11 protein-coding genes are annotated in these 17,194 nt (G+C 70.1%); 5 read left to right on the top strand and 6 right to left on the bottom strand.

Annotation, left to right across the window (positions count from 1 at the left end; all coding sequences use genetic code 11):
* Window positions 1–4 precede the first annotated feature (4 nt).
* The 5 genes from OCJ37_RS11440 to OCJ37_RS11460 all read right to left on the bottom strand — a co-directional run bounded on the left by OCJ37_RS11440 (window position 5) and on the right by OCJ37_RS11460 (window position 11,813).
* A complete protein-coding gene (locus tag OCJ37_RS11440) occupies window positions 5–1,930 on the bottom strand; it encodes a sialate O-acetylesterase (RefSeq protein ID WP_263109537.1) in 1,926 nt (641 codons plus the stop codon).
* Window positions 1,931–2,044: 114 nt separating this feature from the next.
* Window positions 2,045–4,279, bottom strand: coding sequence for a sialidase family protein (locus tag OCJ37_RS11445; protein WP_263109538.1), 2,235 nt, complete (start codon window positions 4,277–4,279; stop codon window positions 2,045–2,047).
* Window positions 4,280–4,415: 136 nt separating this feature from the next.
* Window positions 4,416–7,148 (bottom strand): TonB-dependent receptor, encoded by a 2,733-nt coding sequence (locus OCJ37_RS11450; RefSeq protein WP_263109540.1) that lies wholly within the window; start codon window positions 7,146–7,148, stop codon window positions 4,416–4,418.
* A gap of 381 nt (window positions 7,149–7,529) precedes the next feature.
* Window positions 7,530–10,376: a TonB-dependent receptor gene (locus OCJ37_RS11455; protein WP_263113661.1), complete on the bottom strand. Its 2,847-nt coding sequence runs from the start codon at window positions 10,374–10,376 to the stop codon at window positions 7,530–7,532.
* A gap of 477 nt (window positions 10,377–10,853) precedes the next feature.
* A complete protein-coding gene (locus tag OCJ37_RS11460; protein ID WP_263109541.1) occupies window positions 10,854–11,813 on the bottom strand; it encodes a LysR substrate-binding domain-containing protein in 960 nt (319 codons plus the stop codon).
* Window positions 11,814–12,144: 331 nt separating this feature from the next.
* Between OCJ37_RS11460 and OCJ37_RS11465 the strand changes: the two genes are divergently transcribed.
* From OCJ37_RS11465 to fdxA, 5 genes are all read left to right on the top strand, one after another.
* A complete protein-coding gene (locus OCJ37_RS11465) occupies window positions 12,145–12,765 on the top strand; it encodes a 2-dehydro-3-deoxy-6-phosphogalactonate aldolase (protein WP_263109543.1) in 621 nt (206 codons plus the stop codon).
* A complete protein-coding gene (gene dgoD / locus OCJ37_RS11470; protein ID WP_263109544.1) occupies window positions 12,762–13,913 on the top strand; it encodes a galactonate dehydratase in 1,152 nt (383 codons plus the stop codon). The genes OCJ37_RS11465 and dgoD overlap by 4 nt, the downstream gene beginning before the upstream one ends.
* 17 nt (window positions 13,914–13,930) lie before the next feature.
* Window positions 13,931–14,854: an SMP-30/gluconolactonase/LRE family protein gene (locus OCJ37_RS11475; RefSeq protein ID WP_263109546.1), complete on the top strand. Its 924-nt coding sequence runs from the start codon at window positions 13,931–13,933 to the stop codon at window positions 14,852–14,854.
* Window positions 14,851–15,741 carry a 2-dehydro-3-deoxygalactonokinase gene (locus OCJ37_RS11480; RefSeq protein WP_263109547.1) on the top strand — a complete coding sequence of 297 codons (891 nt, stop codon included), beginning with the start codon at window positions 14,851–14,853 and terminating at the stop codon, window positions 15,739–15,741. Before OCJ37_RS11475 ends, OCJ37_RS11480 begins: the two co-directional genes overlap by 4 nt.
* A 139-nt stretch (window positions 15,742–15,880) precedes the next feature.
* Entirely contained in the window at window positions 15,881–16,204 is a 324-nt protein-coding gene (gene fdxA / locus OCJ37_RS11485) for a ferredoxin FdxA (RefSeq protein ID WP_263109548.1), read from the top strand.
* A 444-nt stretch (window positions 16,205–16,648) separates the two neighbouring features.
* Here fdxA and OCJ37_RS11490 read toward each other — a convergent pair whose 3' ends face one another.
* A complete protein-coding gene (locus OCJ37_RS11490; protein ID WP_263109549.1) occupies window positions 16,649–17,182 on the bottom strand; it encodes a hypothetical protein in 534 nt (177 codons plus the stop codon).
* Window positions 17,183–17,194 lie beyond the last annotated feature (12 nt).

Consider the following 17,194-nt stretch of genomic DNA (forward strand, 5'->3'; position numbering starts at 1 on the left):
CGTGTCACCAGGTGTCGGTTCGGAAGGGGGAAACGGGCAGTTGTTCGCGATTGACCAGGTTGGCCTCGGCCGGGTTCTCGCTCCAGGCATAGCGCACCGCCTGCGGCTGCGCCACCTCGGCGCTCTCCACCAGCACGCTGTCGCCCTCGATGCGCGCCTGCGCCGGATGGAAGCGGCGGTCGGCGCCGGCAATGCTGAAGCCGCGCAGCGGGCCGCCGCCGCGCACCGCCAGCGCGCTGCCCATCGGATCGAAGCGCAGCCGCGCGGCGCCTGCAGCGAACTCGGCGCGCTGCAGCGTCGGCGCGCTGTACACCAGCGATTCGCCATAGGCGACGTGGCGCGCGGCCAGCGCCAGGCGATGGCCGACGTCCTGCTTGTTGGTCGGGTGGATGTCGCCGGGCGCGCCGATGTCGATGGTCACCGCCTGCGCGGTCGCCGGCAGCGCCAGGGTCTTGGATTGCGATTCGCGCAGCAGCGCCCACGGGCTCAGATCGCCCTTGTCCGATCCGGCGCGGAAATTGGCCAGCTGCACCCACAGGAACGGCAGCTGCGGCTGCGCGCGCTCCTGGCGCCAGCTGCCGATCATCGCCGCGAACTGCTCGCGGTAGCGCAGCGCGCCGCGCGCGGTCGCATTGCTCTCGCCCTGGTACCAGATCACGCCCTTGACCGGGAACGGCTGCAGCGGATGGATCATGCGGTTGTACAGCAGCGTCGGCTGCTGGTTCCTGCCGTCGTCCAGCGCCACCACCACCTTGGCCGGGCGGAACGTCCAGCCCTGCAGCGGGCGCTTGGCGCCCTGCCCGACCTGCACGAAGCGCTCCTCGTCCTCGCCATGCAGGCCGCCGCCGCCGCTGAGGTCGGTGACCTGCACCGCGATGCGGTTGACCCCGGCCTTCAGCACCGCCGCCGGCACCCGGTACACGCGCGGCAGGTTCCATTGCTTTTCGGTGCGCCCGACCGGCTGGCCGTTGACGTAGGTGACGTCGGAATCGTCGATCTGGCCCACGCCCAGGGTGATGCCGGCCTTGGCCTCGGCGGCACTGAGGGTGAAGGACGTGCGGTACCAGGCGATGCCGTCCATGCCGTCGTAGCCGCTGGCCTCCCAGTTGCGGTCGACCGGGATGCTGTCCCAGTCATGGTCGTCCAGGTCGGCGGCGCGCCATTGTTCGGCACCGTCCTGCACCGCAGGCCAGCGCGCGATGCGCTGTCGCACCGCGGCCAGGGTGCGCGCGTCCTGCGCCTGCAGCTCGGCGACGCTGCGCGCGGCCTGCGCCGCATCCATGCCCAGCGCGGCCGCGTCCATCCATGCCTCGATCGCGCTGCCGCCCCAGGTGCTGTCGACGATGCCGATCGGCACGCCGGTGTGCGCGCGCAGCTCGCGCGCGAAGAAGTAGCCGACCGCGGAGAACGCGCCGGCGTTGTCCGGCGTGGCGGCTTTCCATGCGCCGCCGGCCAGGCGCTGTTGCGGCTGCGGCGACCACGACTTGGGCACCTTGAAGTGGCGCAGCTGCGGATCGTTCGCCGCGGCCACTTCGCGCGCGCCGTCGCGCGCCTGCGCCAGCGGCCATTCCATGTTGGACTGGCCGCTGGCCAGCCACACGTCGCCGACCAGCACGTCGACGATGCGGCGGCGCGCGCCGTCGCCCTCCACCTCCAGCACGTACGGGCCGCCGGCCGCATGCGCCGGCAGCTGCGCCTGCCAGCGGCCGTCGCGGGCGGCGACGGTACTCGCCGTGGCGCCGTCCAGGCGCACCTGGATGCGCGCGCCGGGCGCGGCCCAGCCCCACACCGGCATCGGCACGTCGCGTTGCAGCACCGCGCCGTCGGCGAACAGCAGCGGCAGTTCCAGTTTTGCCCAGGCCGAGGCCGGCAGCGCCGCCAGCGCCAGCGCGGCCAGCCATGTCGCGGTGCGGTGCAGCGTTGCGGTCATTGCGTCGGTCCTGTGCTGTTGGATGTGGTGGAGTGCGATGCGCCAGCGGCCGCGTTCGCAGGCCGGCCGCAAGCGCCGAGCGCGTGCCGGACCGGCACGCGGTTGCCCGGCGGGCTAGCGCGCATCGCCATAGAAGATGCCCCGGCCGCCGGTGGCGAAGTAGACCCGGCCGATCACCCGCGGATCGCCGGTGACGGCGTAGGGGCGGCCGAAGCGGTGCGCATCGTCGTCGATGCGCTGCCAGCGCCGGCCCTCGTCCTCGGAGCGGAACAGCCCGCTGACGCCATCGACGCTGCCGGCGAGGAACAGCATCGGCGGCGCGCCGTCGCGCGGCGCGCGGCCCAGGCCCAGCGAACGCGCCTGCTGCACCTTCGCCAGCACGGCGAGCCTGCCGTCCTGCCAGCGCATCACCCCGTGGCTGGGACTGGCCAGGTACACCACGCCGGCGCGCCGCGGGTCCGGGCGCAACTGCGGGCGGCTGCGCTCGGCGTCCGCCGGTACGCCGACGTCGACGCCGCTGTCGCGGAAATGGCGGCCGCCGTCCTCGCTCAGATGGAAGCGGCCGCTGGCCGCATCCACCGCGTACCAGCGCTGCGCATCAACCCGGTCGGCCTCGATCAGCCAGCTGCCCGAGGCGCCCTCCACGCGCTTCCAATGCCGGCCCCAGTCGTCGCTGGCCCAGGCGCCGCCGCCGTTGCGCGGCGACCAGATCACGCGGCTGCCGTCGGCGTTGATCGCGATGTGCCCGGCGCCCTCGCCCGCCGGCGGCTCGCTGGCGAACGCGCTCCAGCTGGTGCCGCCATCGCGCGACCAGGCGGCGCGGACCTCGTCGTGGTGGCGCTCGCGCAGCGTGCCGCTGCGTACCACCAGCTGCGGCGCCTGCCCGGCCGCATCGATGCTCTCGCCGTTGGTCAGCCGCGGCCCGGCGTACTGCGACTGCGCGCGGTCCAGGCTGTCGTGGCGGAAGCCGTCGATATCGCCGAGCGCGCTGAGCAACGGCGCGCCCTGCGCCGGGCTGAGCAGGTCCAGCGGCACCGTTTCCTCCAGGCCGGCGTCGGCGAACCGCCACTGCACCACGCCGCCCTGCGCATCGAACGCACGCAGGTTGCGCGAGGCCCACACGCCGTAGCCGGTGACGAACCAGGCGCGGTCGCTGTCGAACGGATCGATCGCCAGCGACGCCATCCAGTGCGGGCGGGCCTGCGCGGTCCACGGGGCGTTGTCGTGGGCGAAGCGCGAGCGCGGGAACAACGGCGCCCAGCTGCGCCCGCCATCGGTGCTGCGGTAGATGTCGTCGCCCGGCGTGTAGCGGCGGAAGGTGCTGGCGATCAGCGTCTGCGGCCGGCGCGGGTCCACCGCCACCGCGCCCCAACCGAAGCCCGGCCCGCTGCGCGGTTGCGGCACCGGGGTGATGTCGGTCCAGCGCCGCGCGGCCGGCGCGTATTCCCACAGTGCGCCGTTGGCCATCAGGTCCGGCCCCGGCTGGTCGCCGTAGCTGAGGTAGTAGACGCCGGCGCCGGAACGCACCATGTGGCTGGGGCGCAGCCCGGTGGGCTGCCCCGGCAGCGGCTGCCAGCTGCGCCCGCCGTCCTCGGACACGAACACACTGCGTTCCTGGGTGGACACGCCGACGTAGATCCGCTGCGAGCCGCCGCCGGCGGCGGCGCTGTCGGGATCGAACAGCACGAAGGCGATGCCCACCTGCTGGCGGCGCCCGGCATGGTTCACCGCGCTGGCCGCCGCGCTGGTGGCCACGGCCGGGAACGACGCCACTTGCTGCCAGTGCGCGCCGCGATCGGCGCTGCGCCACAGCCCGGCATCGCGCGAGCCGAGCAGCAGCACGCGGCCGTCGTTGGGATCGACCGCGAGCCGTTCGCCGTTGCCGCGGCCCAGTTCGTTGCCGCCCAGCTTGAACGGCAGATCGGTGCGCGCGAAGCTGCGCCCCTGGTCGTGCGAACGCAGCAGCGCGGCATTGCCGGCGCGCGCGTGCAGGTAGGTGCCCGCGGCCAGGTACAGCGCCTGCGGATCGTGCGGATCGATCGCGAACGCGTCGATGCCCATCAGGTTCTGGTCGTCCGCGCCGAGCCAATCGGTCAAGGCGATCCAGCGTTCGCCCGCCGCGTCCCAGCGGTAGGCGCCGCCGACGTCGGTGCGCGCGTACAGCAGGCCCTGCTGCGCCGGATGGAACAGCAGGCCGGAGACGAAACCGCCGCCGCCGATGGCGACGCTGCGGAACTGGTACGGCGCCGGCGCCGCCGCCCACGCCGGCAGCACGCTCCACAGCAGCGCCAGCAGCAGCGCCGGCCAGACCGAACGCGGCCGCACGGCACGCCGGAACGTGCCGGGCATTGCCTCAGGTCTCAGCAAGCGATGTAACCGCATCGTGCGTTCCGCTCCGGTTGCAGCCGACGGCCAGGCCGTCGGCAGGACGTCACCCCGCTCCGGCCACGCCATGCGCGCCGGAGCGAAGGCCCGCGCGCCGTGCTCAGAAGCTGGCGCGCAGGGTCAGGCCGTAGCGACGGTCGTTGATGACGAAGTCGCGGTAGCGCGATTCCACGCCCAGGTAGCTCTCGTTGCGGGTATCGAGCAGGTTGACCCCGTCCACCGACACCGACCACACGTCGTCGATGTTGTAGCGCACCGACGCGTCCAGCTGGCCGAAGCCCTTGTTGTACACCGGCAGGTTGCCGGTGCCGTTGCCGGCCGTGGTCACCAGCCAGTCGCTGCGCCAGTTGTAGGCCACGCGCGCCTGGAAGCGCGACATCTCGTAGCTGAGGATCAGGTTGTAGCTGTTCTTGGACAGCCCCTGCAGCGGCACCGTCAGCGCCTGGCCGTTGGTGTCGGTGGCGGTCGGGCTCGGCGCCTCGCTGTCCACGTAGGTGTAGTTGGCCTGCAGGCCGAAGCCGCTCAGCCAGCCCGGCAGGAAATCGAAGAACTGCGTATAGCCCAGTTCCGCGCCCTTGATCCGGCCGTCCTTGCCGTTGACCGGGCGGGTGATCTCCCAGGTCTGGCCGCCATAGACTTCCTCGAACACGGCATCGGCGATGAAGCCGTCGACCTTCTTGTAGAACACCGTGCCGTACATCATCGAGCCCTTGCCGAAGTACCACTCCAGCGCGGTGTCGAACTGGTCGGCCTTCATCGGGGTCAGGTCGGGATTGCCGGCCGACCCGGTGCGGCGGGTGGTGCCGTCGCTGCCGGTGGCGGTGCCCAGGCTCAGGTTGGGGTTGAGCCTGTTGAGGTCCGGGCGCGAGATGCCGCGCGAGGCGGCGAAGCGCCACTGCAGCCTGTCGGTGAGCATCCACCGCAGGTTCAGGCTCGGCAGCACGTCGGTGTAGGTCTGGCGCACGTCCACCGGCAGCAGCCCGCCGCCCTCGGCATCGGTGCCGGTGCGCACGCCGGTCGAATCGACCTTGGTGCGCACGATGCGGATGCCGATGTTGCCGTCGAACGGCACCGCGCCGTCGTCCACGCCGAAGCGCAGCACGCCGTAGGCGGCGTAGGTCTTCTCGCCCTGGTCGTTGATGTTGTTCGGCGCGAAGGCCAGCGGCGAGGCGCCGAACAGCGCCAGGGTCTGCTCGTAGTCGCCGACCAGCGCGTCGGACGGAGTGAGCCTGGGACCGAAGGTGTGCGAGTCGCCGCGGAAGAAATCGGTGATCGGATTCTGCATCAGCTGCGCATCGGGGTACTGCGAGAACGGCGCGCCCAGGTACATGTAGCGCCACACGTTGCCCTTGTTCTGCGCATCGCGGTCGGTATAGCGCACGCCGGCCTTGAAGCTGCGCGCGAAGCTGTCGTCGAACGCCAGGTCCATGTCGCTGCGCCATGCGAACTCGGTGGCCTCGTTGTCGTCCTTGTTGTCCAGGTGGAACTTCCAGCCGCTGTAGTTGGCCTGGTCGGCCAGGTAGCCCGGATTGCCGGCCGCGTCGCTCACCGACAGGCGCGGCAGGTCGCCGCGGAAGTCGATGGTGTAGCGCGGCGTGGTGTCCATGCCGGTGCCGAGGATGTAGCGCGTGCCCTTGGTGGTGGCATCGATGTACTGGAAATCGGTGCTCAGGGTCAGGTTCGGCGACACCGTCCACTTGGCGCCCAGCGAGTAGTCGGTGGTGACCGAATGGCGCTTGGTCAGGCTGGTGTTGGAATCGGCCGGGGTGTTCTGGAACGTGCCGCTGACGAACTCGTTGCGGTCGTTGACCACGATGTCGTCGTAGCCCTGCATCGGGTTCTGCCCGCTGTAGGCGAAGAACGAATAGTCGTGCCAGCTGAAGTCGTAGTCCGAGCGCAGCACCTGCGCGGTGACCTCGACGTCGTCGTTGGGCCGCCACTGCAGCGCGAACGCGCCGGTCTTGCGCTTGCGCTCGCCGACCGTGGTGTTGGTGCCGGCGCCGTGCGGCACCGAGATCTCCTGCCCTTCGTAGCCCGGCAGGTCGGTCTGCGTGTACCACGGCTCGATGGAGATGGTGTCCTGGCGGAACGGGCTGGTCTGCTGCGAATAGTTCACCAGCAGGCCGATCTCGCCGATCCCGGTCTGCCAGCGGTCGCTGTACATGCCCGAGAACGCCGGCTTGCTGTCGTCGGCCAGGTCGTAGTGGTTGTACTGCACGCTGCCGGCGATCTTGCGCCCGTCGTAGTCGAACGGCAGGCGCGTGCGCAGGTCGACGGTGCCGCCCAGGCCGCCTTCGATCATGTCGGCGGACGGATTCTTGTAGACGTTGACGCCGGCCAGCAGTTCGGCCGAGACGTCCTCGAAGCTCAGCCCGCGGCCGTCGTTGGCGGTGAAGATGTCGCGGCCGTTGAGTTCGGTGCGGACCTGGGTCAGGCCGCGGATGGCGATGCTGCTGCCCTCGCCGTAGTTGCGCGCGATCTGCACGCCGGAGATGCGCTGCAGCGCCTCGGCGACGTTGTTGTCGGGCAGCTTGCCGATGTCCTCGGCCACGATCGAATCGACCAGCTGCTCGGCGTTCTGCTTGACCATCTGCGCCTTGGTCACGCTGCTGCGGGTGCCGCTGACCTGCACCGTGTCCAGCTGGGTGGTGGCATCGTCGGCCTGCGCAGGCTGGGCCTGCCCGGCTTGCTGGGCTTGCGCGGCGGACGCGGCGACCAGCGCGGCGACGGCCAGGGCGATCGCGGAACGGCGCACGCCGCGGTCGGAAACAACACGGGTAGAACGGAGCGCCACGGTCCGCGCATGCGGACAATGGCTGTGAGACGCTGACATGGTGCTTCCCTCCCAGGACACATGTACAAACGGGTTCGGCGATCGCGCCAAGGCGACGTCGCCGTATCTGATTGTGCGGACGCACCTGCTGACGGGCGCTGGCCGCAAGTCCGGCGCGACGGGGTGCCGCAGCGCGCATGCGATCGAGAAGATCGCGACTCGGGCCTGAGAATAGGTGGCCGCAGACATGCCATCCAATGAAATATTCACAGTTAGCTATACGTTTTCCATATACGAAACGCCGGTCCGTCTATGAAGCACCGCATCCACTGCCGCGCAGGCGCCTCCGCCGCCTGCGGCCCGGCACCGCACCCGATGCCATAAAAAAAGCCCGCATGTCTGGCGCATGCGGGCCGAGGAGAACGTCTTGGCGGGCGCCGCTTACCAGTTGGCGCGCAGCACCAGCGAATAGCGGCGGTCGTTGACGAACCAGCTGCGCGTGTACAGGTGGTTGTCGACCTCGCCGCCGGTATACGAGGTCGGCCCCATCAGCACTTTGGTCACCGTGTTGGTCAGGTTGTTGGCCTGGATACCGAGCTGCAGGTGCGGGGTGAAGCGATAGAACGCCGAGGCGTCGAGCTGGCCGTAGTCGTCCGACCAGGTCGGCAGCTTGGTCGCCACGTCGCTGGCGGTCAGCAGGTAGCGCGAACGCCAGTTGTAGGCCAGGCGCACCGACAGCGGCCCCTTCTCGTAGATGCCGGCGAAGTTGTAGCTGCGCCGCGACAGGCCCTCCAGCGGCAGGCTCACCCCTGTGACCGTGGTCTGGGTATATGGATCGGTCGCCGAATTCACCCCGCCGCTGCTGTCCACGAAGGTGAAGTTGGCATTGACGCCGAAGCCGCTCAGCCAGCCTGGCCACGAGTCGAAGAACTGCGTGTAGCCGTATTCGAAACCGCGGATGCGGCCCTTGGCCATGTTGTACGGCCGCGTCACCAGCCAGTCCTGGCCGCCGTAGGTCTCGGTGACGGTCTGGTTGGAGAAATAGTCCTTGACGCTCTTGTAGAACAGGGTCAGGTACATCATGTCGCTGGTATCGAAATACCATTCCAGCGCGGTGTCGTACTGGTTGGCCTTCATCGGCTTGAGGTTGGGATTGCCCGCGGTGCCGGTCCACCTGGACACGCTGCCGTCGTCCTCGGTGGTCGCCGCCAGCAGCAGGTACGGTTGCAGCTGGGTGTAGTCCGGCCGCGCCATCGCCTTGGACGCGGCGATACGCCACTGCAGCGCATCGGAGAACTTGAAGCGCATGTTGAAGCTCGGCAGCACGTTGGTGTAGCTGCCCTGCGCATTGTTGGGGAAGAACTGCCCGGTGTACTGCTCCCTGAGCGCTTCGGATCCCGCACTCCCCGACAGGTCGGGGAACTGGCCATAGCCGGCGGCTTCGGTCTTGGTCTGCACGATGCGCACGCCGATGTTGCCGTCCACCGGCACGCCCAGCGCCTCCTCGTTGCCGAAGTACAGCACCGCGTAGGCGGCCTGGGTGCGTTCGAACTGGCGGTTGGTGTCCTGCAGCTGGTATTGGTCCGGCGCCCAGCCCGAGCCGCGCAACGCCACGACCTGCTGGATCAGCTTCGAGGTGCCGGCATAGTCCTTGACCGCGGCGTTGCTGGGAAAGTACAGGCTGTTGGGCACGTCGATCTTGCCGCGGAATAGGTTGGAAAACGACGCCAGCTGCGAGGACCCGGTCATGTAGCTGGCCAGGTCGGCCAGCCCGGTGCCGGTACCGGGAATCGTCGCCCAGTTGTCGCTGATCACGCCCCAGTTGTAGCCGGAGTTCTTGTTGGTCTGGGTACGGTCGGTGGCGCGGATGCCGGCGCGGAAGGTTCGCAGCCACGGATTGTCGTCGTAGGTGTACTCCAGGTCGAAGCGCGTGGCCAGCTCGCGGCCGCGGTTCTTCGCCAGGTGGTCCATCGCCGCGCTCCAGAAATAATTGGAGGGGTTGGAGGTATAGCTGGTGTCGGCGATCGACACCGACGGGTACTTGCCGCTCAGGTCGAAGCTCAGGCCCGGCAGGTAGATCGAGCTGAACAGGGTGAAATCCAGCGCGTCGCTTTGCGACCGCACCAGTTGCATGTCGCCGCGCACGGTGAGGTTGCCGGTGAGCTTGTGGCTGAAGCCGCCGGACAGGTCCGAGGTGGTGGTGCTCTGCTGCGCGTAGCGGTTGTCGGTGTAGAAGCGCACGCCATCGTTGCCGGTGATGTTGCCGCGCCAGGACGTGGACACCGGCGAGCCGCTGACGAAACGGCCGTCGGCATCGTAGGTGAAGGTGGTGCCCGGGGCGGGACCGACCGCGTTGGTGTCGTCGTTGAAGAACGCCGCGCGCTCCTGCCAGTTCATGTCGTAGGTGGAGCGCATGTACTGCACGTAGATCTCGGTATCGTCGCTGGGCCGCCACTGGAACGCCCCGGCCACGCCCTTGCGCTTGCGCTCGAAGTCCAGCTGCCGCCAGTTGACGCCGCCGGGCACGTAGACCTGGTCGAAATCGGTGCCGGCCAGCAGCGCCGGATCGGTGCGGCGCACGAACGGCTCCACCTGAATGCCGTCGCTGCGGGTGGCCAGTTCCGAATAGGCCAGGTCCAGCATCAGGCCCATCTCGCCGGCGCCGGTGTCCCAGCGATCGCTGAACAGGAACGAGCCGGACGGCTTGTAGGTCTTGCTGAAGTCGCCGTAGTTCTCGTCGGCGGTGAAGCCGATCGCCCGGCCCGGCTGGTCGAACGGCATGCGCGTGCGCAGGTTGACCGTGCCGCCGAGGCCGCCTTCGATGATCTCGGCCGAGGGATTCTTGTACACGTCCACGCCGGCCATCAGTTCGGCCGGCACGTCCTCGAAGCTGAGTCCGCGGCCGCTGGCGGCGCTGAAGCTGTCGCGGCCGTTGAGTTCGCCGCGCACCTGGGTCATGCCGCGGATCATCACCCCGCTGCCTTCGGCGGAGAAATGGTCCGGGTCGTTGCGCGCCATGAAATGGTCGATGGTCACGCCGCTGACCCGTTGCAGGGTCTCGGTGACGCTGCGGTCGGGCAGCGCGCCGATGTCTTCGGCGCTGACCGAATCGACGATCTGCTCGGCATCGTGCTTGATCGACTGCGACTTGATCAGGCTGGCGCGCACGCCCTTGACCTCGACCGCATCGAGTTGGGTCACCGGATCGGCGCCCTTCTTCCTGGTGGCATCGTCGGCGTCCTGCGCCAGCGCTTGCGCGCTCAGCAGCACGCAGATGCTCAGCGCCATGGCCGAGCGACGCAACACGCGGGTACTGCGAACCGCTGCGGTCGGCGAGGCCGGACCACGGTAATGACGCGATGACATGACGCTTCCCTCCCAGGAGACATGCATACACGGATGACGGCCGCGCAAGCGCGACGTCCTGCTGGTTGTGACGGCGGCGCGGCCATGGCCCGCTGCCGTATCGCTCACGCCGGCGCGCCCCGGTGGATTGGGTGGCGCGACCCGATCCGGTCACGATCGGCCGAGCCTAGGAGTGGCTTCCATGTCAAACAAATGAAATATTTACGCCAAGCTATGCTTTTTCCGACTAGCCGAGAGCACGGATTTGATAGCGCAACGGCCGGCCACATTACGCCGCGGTTGCTGTGTCTGATCCCCGATGCCGGCCATCGTGCCTGCCAATGGACGGCGTTCCTGGCAGCAAGCGGTCCAACGATCGCTGCCTTCGGCCGCGGCGGACGACCCGTCGCGCAACGCCGCTCAACCCGCCGCACGCTCCGGATACAGCCGCTTGGCCGCATTGCGCAGCGCGAGCAGGATGCGTTCGGCGCCGGGCGGCAGCATGTAGTCGCGGCGGCGGATGATGCCGAACGACTCCATCCGCACCCCCAGCGCGATCGGCAGCACGGTCAGCAGCTTGGCCTGCACGTACGGCGCCACCGCGTCGGCCGGCAGCGCCGCCAGGCAGTCGCTGCCGCGCAGCAGGCTGGTCATCACCGGCAGCGACGAGGTCTCGATGACGTTCTGCGGGGTCGGCACGCCGTGTTCCAGGAACATCGCGTCCAGCCGCGCGCGCAGCACGCTGTCCACCGGCGGCAGCACCCAGCCGTAGCGCGCCAGGTCGGCATGGCGCAGGTCGGCGCGCGCCGACAGCGGGTGCCCGGCGCGCGCCACCGCCGAATGCGGCTCGTCGGCCAGCGGCTCGAACTCCAGCTCGTCGCCGCCGTGCGGGCCGAGGATGCGCCCGATCACGATGTCGAGCTGGCCGTCCAGCAGCTTGGCCACCAGCGGCCGGCTGTAGTCCATCTCCACCCGCACCAGGATGCCGGGGAACTCGCGCTTGACCTCGGCGATCGCCTGCGGCACCAGGTTGGTGCCCGGGTTGACCACGGTGCCGATCGAGACCTGACCCATCCGCCCCTCGCGCAGCGCCGCGATCTCCTCCTGCGCGCGGCCGATCTCCGACATCGCCGAGCGCGCGCGGCGGATCAGCACCTGCCCGTACCAGGTCGGCTCCACCCCGCGCGCGTGCCGCTCGAACAGCTTGACCCCGAGCAGGTCCTCCATTTCCGCCAGCAGCTTGGACGCCGCCGGCTGGGTCATGCTCGCCGCCTCGGCGGCGCGCAGCACCGAGCGGTGCTCGTGCAGCTGCAGCAGCAGCAACAGATGCCGGGTCTTCAGGCGTGCGGCGTTGAACCAGGGATTGGCGGAAGCGGTCATAGCGGGGCGGGATCCTGAGGGGGAAGATGCGTATTCACCACCGGAATAGCATATGTCTAAAATTTCATTTGCCGAGCATATCTCACACGCGCAGGCTATCGACCAGTCGCGACTCCGGCCGCGACGCCGTCCCACCGCTACACCCGCCTCGTGAAGGCGCCGGCGCGCCGCGCCAGCGTAGATGAGCAGGACGATCGACCAGCGCAACGGCCGATGGCGCCCGCCAGTTCGTCGCCACCGGGACGGCCGCTCCGCTGCGCGCCATTGCGGCCGCGCGATGGCGACGTCGCGGTGGACGCCTTCCGCTCCACGCCCGCAGCCAGGTAAGCCGATGCCCGCCGTTTCCCCGTTCCAGCTCCCCCTGATCGCGATCCTGCGCGGCATCACCCCCGACGCGGCGCTGGAGCATGTCGGCGCGCTGGCCGCGGCCGGCTACGACGCGATCGAGATCCCGCTCAACTCGCCGCGCTGGCAGGACAGCATCGGCGCGGCCGCGCAGGCGTTCGGCCAGCGCTGCTGGATCGGCGGCGGCACGGTGCTGAACATCGCCGACGTGGACACCCTCGCCGACCTCGGCGCGCGCTTCATCGTCACCCCGAACACGCGCCCGCCGGTGATCCGCCACGCGGTCGCGCGCGGCATGCAGGTGGTGGCCGGCTTCGCCACCGCCACCGAGGCCTTCGACGCGCTCGATGCCGGCGCGCAGATGCTCAAACTGTTCCCCGCCGCCACCTACGGCCCCGGCCACCTGCGCGCGCTGCGCGCGGTGCTGCCGGCGGCGGTGCCGCTGTTCGTGGTCGGCGGCGTCAGCGCCGACACCCTGCGCGACTACCTGGCCGCCGGCGCGATCGGCGCCGGCATCGGCGGCGAACTGTACCGGCCCGGCCAGGCGCTCGCGCAGACCCAGGCGCAGGCCGCCGCCTTCCGCCAAGCCTACTTGGACCACGCATGAAGATCGTTCGCCTCACCACCTACCATGCCGCGCCGCGCTGGCTGTTCCTGAAGATCGAAACCGACGAGGGCATCACCGGCTGGGGCGAGCCGGTCATCGAAGGCCGCGCGCGCAGCGTCGACGCCGCGGTGCACGAACTGGGTGGCTACCTGATCGGCAAGGACCCGGCGCGGATCAACGACATCTGGCAACTGCTGTACCGCAGCGGCTTCTACCGCGGCGGGCCGATCCTGATGAGCGCCATCGCCGGCATCGACCAGGCGCTGTGGGACATCAAGGGCAAGGCGCTGGGCGTGCCGGTGTACGAACTGCTCGGCGGGCTGGTGCGCGATCGCATGAAGACCTACCGCTGGGTCGGCGGCGACCGCCCGTCGGCCACCATCGCGCAGATCCAGGGCTACCGCGAGCTGGGCTTCGACACCTTCAAGTTCAACGGCACCGAGGAGATGAAGCTGATCGACGGGCCGCGCGCGGTCGACGCGGCGGTGGCCAAGGTCGCGCAGATCCGCGAGGCGTTCGGCACCAGCATCGACTTCGGCATCGATTTCCACGGCCGCGTCTCCGCGCCGATGGCGCGCGTGCTGCTGCGCGAACTGGAACCGTTCAAGCCGCTGTTCGTCGAGGAACCGGTGCTGCCGGAACTGGCCGAATACTATCCGCGCCTGGCCGCCGCCACGCCGATCCCGCTGGCCGCCGGCGAACGCATGTTCTCGCGCTTCGACTTCAAGCCGGTGCTGCAGGCCGGCGGCCTGTCGCTGCTGCAGCCGGACCTGTCGCATGCCGGCGGCATCACCGAATGCCTGAAGATCGCCAGCATGGCCGACGCCTACGACGTCGGCCTGGCCCCGCACTGCCCGCTCGGCCCGGTCGCGCTGGCCGCCTGCCTGCAGGTCGATTTCGTCTCGCACAATGCGGTGCTGCAGGAACAGAGCATCGGCATCCACTACAACGAAGGCGCCGACCTGCTCGACTACGTGATCAACAAGGAAGACTTCGCCTGCGACAATGGCGGCAGTATCGCCGCGCTGCCCAAGCCGGGCCTGGGCGTGGAAATCGACGAGGAGCGCCTGCGCCATGCCAACCAGAACCCGCCCGACTGGCACAACCCGGTCTGGCGCCACGCCGACGGCAGCATCGCCGAATGGTGAGCCATGAAGAGGAGCCGATGAGCGCTGCGCAAGCGCCCGCGCACACCGCCACGCTGGCGGTGGACAGCCGCTGCACCCACGGCGAAGGCGTGGTCTGGTGCGAGCGCCGGCAGGTGCTGTTCTGGGTCGACATCGACGGGCGCCAGCTGTGGCGGCACGATCCGGCCAGCGGCGCCACCCGCCACTGGACCCTGCCCGACCGCCCCGGCTGCCTGGGCCTGTACGACGACGGCCGCCTGCTGCTGGCGCTGGCCAAGGGCGTGTACGCCGCCGATCCCGACGCCGGCCCCGCCGACGCGGACGAACTGCCGCTGCACAAGCTCGCCGACCTGGAGCCGGAGCGCGACGACACCCGCAGCAACGACGGCCGCGCCGACCGCCACGGCAACTTCGTGTTCGGCACCATGAGCGAACGCGCCGACCAGGCCCCGGTGGGCAGCTTCTACCAATGGTCCACGCGCCACGGCCTGCGCCGCCTGCCGCTGCCCGGCGTGGCCATCCCCAACGCGATCTGCTTCAGCGCCGACGGCCGCACCATGTACTACTGCGACTCGGTGCGCCCACAGATCCTGTGCTGCGATTACGACGCGGCCAACGCGCAGACCGGCAACAGCCGCGTGTTCGCCGAGCTCGATCACCCCGATGCCGAACCCGACGGCGCCATCATCGATGCCGAAGGCCACCTGTGGAACGCGCAATGGCGCGCCTGGCGCGTGGTGCGCTACCGGCCCGACGGCAGCGTCGAGCGCAGCGTCGCGCTGCCGGTCAGGCATCCCACCTGCCCCGCGCTGGGCGGCGCCGACGGCCGCACGCTGTACCTGAGCACTTCGCGCATGGACCACGCCGACGACGAACTGGCGCGCACCCCGCAGGCAGGCGGCCTGTTCGTGGCCGCGGTCGGCGTCGCCGGCCTGCCCGAAGGGCGCATCGCCAGCGCATGATCGCCGTCGATTGGGGCACCAGCAGCCTGCGCGGCTACCGGCTCGCGGCCGATGGCCGCGTGCTCGAGCAACGCCGCAGCGACCAGGGCATCGGCGCCTGCCAGGGCCGCTTCGCCGCGACCCTGGCGGCGCTGGTCGAGGGCTGGCCCGGCGACGTGGTGCTGTGCGGGATGATCGGCAGCCGCAACGGCTGGCGCGAACTGCCGTACGTGCCCTGCCCGGCCGACGCCGACGCGCTCGCCGCGGCGATGCAGCCGCTGCAGGATCCGGCGCTGCCCGGGCGCACGCTGTGGTTCGTGCCGGGCGTGGCCTGCGACGCCGAGGCGGTGCCGGACGTGATGCGCGGCGAGGAGACCCAATTGATCGGCCTGCTCGACGTGCTGGCGCAGGACCCGGGCCGCCACAGCGTGTGCCTGCCCGGCACCCACAGCAAATGGGTCGCGCTGGAACACGGCCGCATCGCCACCCTGGCGACGACCATGACCGGCGAGCTGTACGCGCTGCTGCGCCGGCACAGCCTGCTGGCGCGCCTGATGGACGCCGACGACGCGCAGTTCGATGCTGCCGGCTTCGATGCCGGACTGCAGCGCAGCGCCGCACCCGGCGGCCTGCTGCACCACCTGTTCGGCGTGCGCAGCCTGGGCCTGTTCGAGCGGCTGAGCGCGGCCGCCGCGCCGTCCTACCTGTCCGGCCTGTTGATCGGCCACGAACTGCGCGCGCACCTGCCGCTGGCGCCGCACGTGCACCTGATCGGCGGCAGCGGCCTGCTGGACCGCTACGCGCATGCGCTGCGCGCCCTGGGCAGCCAGGCCCGCACCCATCCCGAAGACCTGGCCGCGCGCGGCCTGTACCGGCTGGCGCAACGCCACGGCGGCATCGGCGACTGAGCCCGGCGCGGCCGGCGCCGGGCGACACGGCCGCGCAACCGGCGCCCGGATGCACCCACCTGCGGCGGCGCCGATGCGCATTCTCCACGCGCCGGCGCCGACTGCTTTAGAATTGCGCGGTTACTCGCCGGATCGAACCATGCCTTTTGTCGTCACCGAAAACTGCATCAAGTGCAAATACACCGACTGCGTGGAAGTGTGCCCCGTGGATTGCTTCCACGCCGGCCCCAACTTCCTGGTGATCGATCCGGACGAGTGCATCGACTGCACCCTGTGCGAGCCGGAGTGCCCGGCCAACGCGATCTACCCCGAGGACGACGTGCCCGCCGGCCAGGAAGCCTTCGTCGCGCTCAACGCCGAACTGGCCAAGGCCTGGCCGGTGCTGACCACGCGCCAGGAACCGCTGCCCGACGCCGCCGACTGGGACGGCAAGCCGAACAAGCTGCCGCTGCTGCTGAAGTAGGCAGCGGGTGCGTGGCGGCGCCGCGGCGGTGGCGGAAGTAGCCCGGGCGCGCCTCGTTCCTGGGTGAAGCGGAAGGCAGGCTGGCGCTCGCGACGCACGAATCCGTACACGTCGGGCCGCCCGTACGTCGTCCGCTGGCACCTTTCGCCGGTAACGGCCCGCCACGTGGCGCTGCCGCACCGACGCTGCAACGTTTTGCTCGGAAGCCTTGCAACCCACGAACACGTTGTAGGAGCGACTTCAGTCGCGACGGGCTTCACCGATAACGCCCGTCGCGACTGAAGGCGCTCCCACAAGTGGCGACCACCGCCGAACTGCAGTCGGATCGAAGACTCCGACTCCCACAAGCCCCACACCACCCCGCCCAAACGAAAACGGGCGCCCTGCGGCGCCCGTTTTCTCTCGTCGCAACGGCCAGCGCGAACACTGGCGGGCGATATTGGTTCAATGCCCGAGCTTGGCCTTCAGCGCCGCGATCAGCTTGACCGGCGCGTCGCCGTTGGCCGGCATGCCGCGCGGGTCGACCGCCGACACGTACACCCCGGCGTCCACCGCGACCACGCGGACCAGGAAGTTGCTGCCCTCGTAGGCCACGTCGTAGGAGCCCAGCACCTGCGCGCGGCTGGCGATGGTCACGCCCTCGATGCCGCCCAGCGCGTCGCCGACCTGGCCGAACACCTGGTCGCGCGCGCCCGGCACCACGAAGCCGCTGCTCGACGCCGCCGGTGCCTGGCCCGGCGCGGCGCTGGCGGCGGGACGCTGCGCAGCGGAGGCCAGCGCCGGCACCTTCATCGCCGCCGAGGTATCCGGCGCGGTCAGGTCCGGCGGCACTTCCAGCGGACGCATCTCCGGGGCCATCGCATAGTCGCCGCGCGGCTTACCCTTGTGGAACCAGCTGCAACCGCTGGTGGCCGCGACCATGGTGGTCGCCAGCACGGCGGCCGACAGCACGCGGACGTAGGGAACGGAAGCACGCATCGATAAATCTCC

Origin of the sequence: Xanthomonas sp. AM6 (genome assembly GCF_025665335.1) — a bacterium.
Taxonomy (GTDB): domain Bacteria; phylum Pseudomonadota; class Gammaproteobacteria; order Xanthomonadales; family Xanthomonadaceae; genus Xanthomonas_A.